7 protein-coding genes and 1 pseudogene are annotated in these 6080 nt (G+C 59.2%); 3 read left to right on the top strand and 5 right to left on the bottom strand.

Features of this window, described 5'->3' with window-relative positions; genetic code table 11:
- The 5 genes from tnpB to BM436_RS36830 form a co-directional block, all read right to left on the bottom strand.
- Positions 1-333 (bottom strand): IS66 family insertion sequence element accessory protein TnpB (gene tnpB / locus BM436_RS35575; protein WP_093558161.1); only part of this gene is annotated, 333 nt, incomplete at its 3' end.
- On the bottom strand, positions 333-626 hold the full coding sequence (tnpA, locus tag BM436_RS35570; protein WP_143133300.1) for an IS66 family insertion sequence element accessory protein TnpA: 294 nt from the start codon (positions 624-626) through the stop codon (positions 333-335). The genes tnpB and tnpA, both read right to left, overlap by 1 nt.
- Before the next feature lie 166 nt (positions 627-792).
- Positions 793-1224: a transposase gene (locus BM436_RS37450; protein WP_177307841.1), complete on the bottom strand. Its 432-nt coding sequence runs from the start codon at positions 1222-1224 to the stop codon at positions 793-795.
- 428 nt (positions 1225-1652) lie between these two features.
- A complete protein-coding gene (locus BM436_RS36835) occupies positions 1653-1904 on the bottom strand; it encodes a hypothetical protein (RefSeq protein WP_143133514.1) in 252 nt (83 codons plus the stop codon).
- A gap of 922 nt (positions 1905-2826) precedes the next feature.
- On the bottom strand, positions 2827-3033 hold the full coding sequence (locus tag BM436_RS36830; RefSeq protein WP_143133513.1) for a hypothetical protein: 207 nt from the start codon (positions 3031-3033) through the stop codon (positions 2827-2829).
- Between the two features lie 712 nt (positions 3034-3745).
- Between BM436_RS36830 and BM436_RS35545 the strand changes: the two genes are divergently transcribed.
- From BM436_RS35545 to BM436_RS38280, 3 genes and pseudogenes are all read left to right on the top strand, one after another.
- Complete coding sequence (locus tag BM436_RS35545; RefSeq protein WP_371859715.1) at positions 3746-4048, top strand: DUF1153 domain-containing protein; 303 nt, start codon at positions 3746-3748, stop codon at positions 4046-4048.
- A complete protein-coding gene (locus tag BM436_RS35540) occupies positions 4045-4872 on the top strand; it encodes an IS3 family transposase (protein WP_093561641.1) in 828 nt (275 codons plus the stop codon). Before BM436_RS35545 ends, BM436_RS35540 begins: the two co-directional genes overlap by 4 nt.
- A 63-nt stretch (positions 4873-4935) precedes the next feature.
- Positions 4936-5999, top strand: a pseudogene (locus BM436_RS38280) (IS3 family transposase); the annotation flags it as partial.
- Between the last annotated feature and the right edge of the window lie 81 nt (positions 6000-6080).

Genomic DNA, 6080 nt, shown 5'->3' with positions numbered 1-6080 from the left:
CCATTGCGCCGGTGTCGGCGCCGACAGGCGCTGCCAGTCCACGCCCGCCACCAGCCACCGCCATTGCTCGGCGCTCATCTGCCAGCAGGCCTCGTCCGCTTGCGGCCAGACGAACTGCCCGCGGTGCAGCCGACGCAGGCACATCCAGACGCCGGTGCCGTCCCAGCACACCAGCTTGAGGCGGGTCCGGCGGCGGTTGGCAAACACGTAGGCGGTGCCGTCGCAAGGCGGGCGCCCCAGGGCCTGCTGCACATGCAAGGACAGCCCATCGATCCCTGTACGCATGTCCACCGCCGCTGTGGCCAGCCAGATCCCATCGGCTGCCAGCTGCATCACAGCGCGCGCATCAACTCGGCCAGCCAGCTGGCCGGCACATCGCCCGGCACGGTCAACGTCCAGCCGCGCTCGCTGCGCAGGCTGAGCGCCGCCGCTGGTGCCGGCACTGCTGCTATCCGCACCGGCAACAGAGCAGCTGCCACCTGGGACTGGGTCAACCGGCGTACCCAGTACCCTACCTGGCGCACCGGGAAGCCCTGCTCCAAAGCGTAGGCACGCTGTGACAGCCCACTGGCCTGCCATTGCGCCACCCGCTCTTGCCACAACTGTTCACGTTCCTTGTTTGCCACTATCGGTCTCCTAAAAATCGAGGAGCACAGTGTGGCGATGGAATTCAAGAAATCATAGGTGGCGCGGCTGAACGCTTACGATCATCGGTCCCCGTTCATAGCGCCGACTGATCAATTGGAAGAACAGGTTGGCGCCTTGCAGTCGACGGTTAGATAGCCGATTTCATCAATGATCAGTAGAGGCGGTGTGGTGTAGAACTTTAGCTTGTCGTCCCTCCCCTACGGCATGAGCGCGCGTCGGGCTAGCGATCAGGCCGAGGTCGTGAACAGCACCCGGTAGCCAGCATGGCTTCGCTGCGCAACGGCCGCCTGCCAGCTTCACGGTGTCATAACTGCCGTGGTACCCCTTTTGCTCAAGCTCCCGGAACAAGATGCGCGCGGAATAATTCACTTGTGGCGCCCGTTCCTTGAGCCAGGCTTGATGCGGTGCCAGCAGCGTCGGCACCGCTAGCTTGCGCCGGTACGGTGCCCACTGCTGCTTGCGTAGCCCGTGCCGCACCGTCTTGCGGTCCAGATCCAGCTCGCGGGCAATCGCCGAAATCGATCTGCCTGCCGCAACCATCTGGTTTATCTGTTCCCAACGTTCCTTGCTGATCACGTCAGCCTCCGCGCCTGATGGTGACGCTGGTAGGCCAACGCAACTGCTACCTGCAAGGCCAACCGAAAACGCTGTGTTGTCCCCTTCCATTTTGAGTTGCCTCCAAAAATGGGTGGGGGAAATACGGTTCCCACAGGTGGCTATTACTGGGCTCCCACTGGCAGTCGCATGCCCCAGTCCAGGAAATCGTCAACGAGGTGGCCGACTTCCCGCCCTGGGACTGCGTCGATCAACTCGCTGTTCACCAATAACACGCCGCATCCCAGCGGTGTGGCGTCATCATCACCGCAATCCGTTTACATATGCCAGACGGCGCTCGCTGGACGCTTACCGCAGAGGACGGAGGCGTCCATTTCAATCCTTCAGGTAGTAAAAGCGCCGCAGATAGCAAACGGCAACCGTTCAGTTCAGGTGCGGCGTGGCATGGGTCAGGCAGCACCAGCACAGCACCTGCACCCGATTTGCACCCCACCGGCGAAGATATGCTCGGCACAGACGCGCGGCTTGGCGATACGGCGGTTGCGCCACTTCCGCGCCGCCGACAGCGGTTTGCCCTTGATGCCTTTGGGCTGGAGATGCATGCGCCAATACTCGTTGTCCAGTCGCCCCGCGCCGCCATCGATGTAGTCTTTATCGGCGTAGATGTCGCGAACGATATTAGCCGGGTCGTACACGTCCAAGTGTTTGGTGTCGTGCTTGCCGTGCCGACATTGATCTTGCGCAACCGCTTGGAGCGCTTTTGGCCGCGGTAAGCCCTGTCGTACTTGATGTCTGGCGCGCTCTCACGTCGTTCTGGGGGCGCTTGGCCGGCTTCGAACTGGTTGACATCGCGCCCTTGATCGCGATGTTCCATTCCTCCCGGTCCAGCGACTGCTTGGGCGCGATGCTCGCGTCGATCATCTAGTCGTCGCGCGCGATGTAGCCGGCAAGCACTTCCATCGGAAAGAACGCCGGCGGCCGTCCGCCGCGCCGCTTGATCGATCTCGGTGGCAAACTCAGCGAAGTCAACATGCTTCTCCTGCAGTTGTGGCGCATCGACAAGCTTCGACATCTTCGCTTCGCGCTCTTGGGCGGCAAACAGGTTCGGTTTCAACTTGCATGGCCCTGGTTCGTCCGAGGTGTCGATATCGATATCATGCCATGGCTGCTGTTTTCGAGCCCCATAGGTGTAAGCACGCACTCGCAAATGGCGTCCTTGTTGCGCCGCCCGAGCGTACATTAAAATGCGTTGCAATCAATTTAACAAAAATCGCAATGACCAAACGCTATCCAACTAGGCCAAAAAAAGCATATGCCACAATCCGCATGGACATAGCGATCGAACGCATGCTAAAACCATCGACGTTGGACGAGAAGCGGCGCGCGATGCGATGGGCTGCTGCCTGGAGTGTCCTCGCAGGCGGCAAAATCCCCCCCACCATGAGTTTGCGCAAGCGTTAGGCGCCACATCACGATGCCGCCCCAGCCGTGCATCCAAAAGCGAAACCGACGTCCAATCAGCTGGCGCGATTGAATCCCCCTTCCCAAGGGGAGAAATTCGACTGCAGTAAGATTCTGAACAAAATTTGCTTCGCAATTCTCTCACATTATCACAATGTTGTTTTATTCAAACAGCAATTCGAACGCGATTCCTTCTTCCTTCTTCCTTCTTCCTTCTTCCTTCTTCCTTCTTCCTTCTTCCTTCTTCCTTCTTCCTTCTTCCCTCTTCCTTCTTCCTTCTTCCTTCTTCCTTCTTCCTTCTTCCTTCTTCTTCCTTCTTATTTCCCCTTCTTCATTCTTCTTCCCTCTTCTCCATTCTTGCTTTTCCATTCCTTCTTCTTCCTTCTTACGTTCAACGGGATTCTCGAGGCGCGCCTGCGTATTGGCGTCAAAGCCACTCCTTCACAGTGCAGGGAGAATGTCTCAAGCGCCGGCGATAGTCCACACTACGATGATGCTATTAAGGTAGTAAGTAGATTTCTCTCGATCTCTTTTAAGAAAATGAGTTATATTTAATCCAACTCTTTTCTCCGTCCCGTGCAAAGGAGAGCAAATGGATAGGCGTCGAAACCACGAGATGCGCAAGGCGGTCGATCACGCGATGGCGATGATGACTCCGGAATGTCATAAGGAAGCCGTAACGTTCATGACTCGCGCAAAAATTCCAGTCAATGTAGTTTCGCGGGTTATATTTTTACCGCACAGGACCCGCAGTCGGCAGTCTAGAGGTATATTATGGCTTGGGCTGAAGTTTCATCCAATAAAGCCGCTTCAGAATCCGCTTAGGTCAAAAGCCCTATCTTTTTATCTCTTCCTTCGAGAATTCTTTCGTCGGCAACGTCCTCCCTGACTCCTCTGCTCCGTGCGCCAGCGCGAATGCAGCACGCAGCAATCGGCCGCGCCCCCCTCGGAATACCAGGAGAAATTTGCAAATTCTCCAGAAAGGCAGTGGCGAAAAACTCGCCATGGGTGTAAGCGTCTGTAACGACCCAGTGATTTCCTGCTCACGTCATAATGGAGAAAATCGACAGTGAGTACGCAGATGGACGAAGAGGTAAAACGCTGGACAGCCAAGCGCAAGAGCGCGCTGGTGCTGGAGATCATCCAAGGCAAGACGACGGTCGCTGAAGCGAGCCGGGCTTACGACTTGGCCCCGTCGGAAGTCGAGGCCTGGGTTGACGACGGCAAGCGCGGCATGGAGAACGCGTTGCGCGCCAACCCGCTCGATGTGCGCGAGCAGTACGAGCGCCAGATCAAGGAACTGCAGGAAGCCTACGGCGAAGCGATGCTGGAGCTGCGGGTCCGAAAAAAGCTGCAGTCCCTGTTGGGCGAGGACGAGAAGTGATCGAGACGATCCGCCAGGGACTCAAGGAAGATGGATTGGCCGTCTCGGTGAGCAAGCTGTGCAAGTGGCTGGAGGTGCCGCGCCGCACAGCGTACTACAAGCCGACCAAGGCGGCGCCGAAGGTCAAGCCCGAGCTGGTCGAGCCCATCAAGGCCATGATCGAGGAATCGCCGTCCTTCGGCTACCGCACCGTGGCGCACCTGTTGGGCATGAACAAGAACACCGTGCAGCGCATTTTTCAGATCAAGGGCTGGCAGGTGCGCAAGCGCGCCATCGGCTTCCGGCCGCGCATTCAGGCACTGCCCTCGGTGGCCCAGGCGCCCGATGAACGCTGGTCCACCGACATGTGCAGGATCTGGAGCGGCAAGGACGGCTGGGCGACATTGGCCTTGGTGATAGACTGCCACACCCGCGAGTTGCTGGGCTGGCATCTGTCGCGCAGCGGCAAGGCTTGCGCGGCGGCCAGCGCACTGGAGCACGCCCTCATTGCCCGCTTCGGCACGCCGGGCCGCGTGCCGGCGCCGTTCCTGCTATGCAGCGACAACGGCCTGGTTTTCACCAGCCACGGCTTCACGGCACTGGTGCGTGGCTACGGCCTGCGCCAGAAATTCATCACGCCACACTGTCCGCGGCAGAACGGCATGGTCGAGCGTGTCATCCGTACCTTGAAGGAGCAGTGCACGCACCGGCACCGTTTCGAGACTTTGCAGCACGCCAGCCGCGTGATCGGCGACTGGATCCAGTTTTACAACCACAAGCGCCCACGCCAGGCGCTTAGGATGAAAACCCCTGCGGCCGCTTTTGCGTTAGCCGCGTTGAGATAGCCCCCCTGAATCGCCGGACACCGTCTATGCGCTGTCCTTACGACTAAGAGTAAGACTGTGCATATGACTAAGAACAAGCAAACCGTAGAGGTGGTAACCGTCAGCCAGGAGCGCCGCCGGCGCTGGAGTGCGACGGAGAAAGCGGCCCTGGTGCGTGAAACGTACGAGGCAGGCATGAGTGTATCGCTGGTGGCGCGCAAGCACGACGTCAGCGCAAGCCAGTTGTTCAATTGGCGCAAGCTGGAACGCGAAGGTGCGTTGACCGCCGTGCAGGCCGGTGAATCGGTGGTGCCGGCCAGCGAGCTGGCTGCTGCCCGCGCCGAGATCGCGCAATTGCAGCGGATGCTGGGCAAGAAGACACTGGAAGCAGAAATTCTCAAGAAAGCCGTCGACATCGCTCGATCAAAAAAGTGGATTGCGCGCGCGCCCTTGTTGCCAACGGACGACCAGTGAAAATGGTTTGCCGGTTGCTGGGCGTGGCGCGCTCCCATGTTTCGGATTTGATGGCAAGGTCGCCGGACTGGACCGACGGCCGCACTGCGCGTGTGCGCGATGAAACTGCCGATCTGGTTCTGGTGGACGCAGTACGCGCGGAAATCGGTGATTTGCCGACCTACGGCTACCGTCGTGCCGGGGCCTTGGTCAATCGCCGTCGCGTTGCGTTGGGCCTCGCTCCGTTTAACCACAAACGTTTTTATCGGGTGATGAAGGCTTACCGGCTGCTGCTGCCCAAGGCGCCTCGCCGTGTCGCCAGCGCCCGTGTGCACGATGGCGTGGTGGCGGTGACGGCATCGAACCGGCGCTGGTGTTCCGATGGCTTTGAAATCGGCTGCGAAAACGGCGATGTGGTTACCGGGGTGTTTTTGAAAGACTGCTGTGACCGCGAGATCATTTCGTGGCGCGCATGGTCCACCCGTGGCCTGCCTGGCGAGCCTGTGCGCGACATGCTGATTAAAGCGGTCGAAGCCCGCTTTGGCGACGTCAAAGTCAACGATGGCGTGGAGCTGGAATTCTTGAGTGATAATGGCGGCGCTTTCCGGGCCAAGGATACGCATGCCCTGGTCCGAGAACTGGGCATCAAGCCCGTCCATACGCCGGTATGCAGCCCGCAGTCCAAGGAGTGGGCTTCATATTGCACCTTGTGTGGTTGGTTGAACGGCGATAAATGTCGGGGCGGTCGGACTGTAACGCCCACCCTGTCCCTTGAC

Origin of the sequence: Pseudoduganella namucuonensis, assembly GCF_900116645.1 — a bacterium.
In the GTDB taxonomy this organism is placed as follows: Bacteria; Pseudomonadota; Gammaproteobacteria; order Burkholderiales; family Burkholderiaceae_D; genus Rugamonas; species Rugamonas namucuonensis.
Note: the sequence above shows the minus strand (reverse complement) of the source record. Positions and strands in the feature narration are given on the sequence as shown.

What these genes read in the sequence shown, in the direction of transcription:
- BM436_RS36830 (WP_143133513.1), bottom strand. Translation starts at nt 3,033, where the DNA reads ATGGAAAAGCAAGAATGGAGAAGAGGGAAGAAGAATGAAGAAGGGGAA.
- BM436_RS35545 (WP_371859715.1), top strand. Translation starts at nt 3,746, where the DNA reads ATGGACGAAGAGGTAAAACGCTGGACAGCCAAGCGCAAGAGCGCGCTG.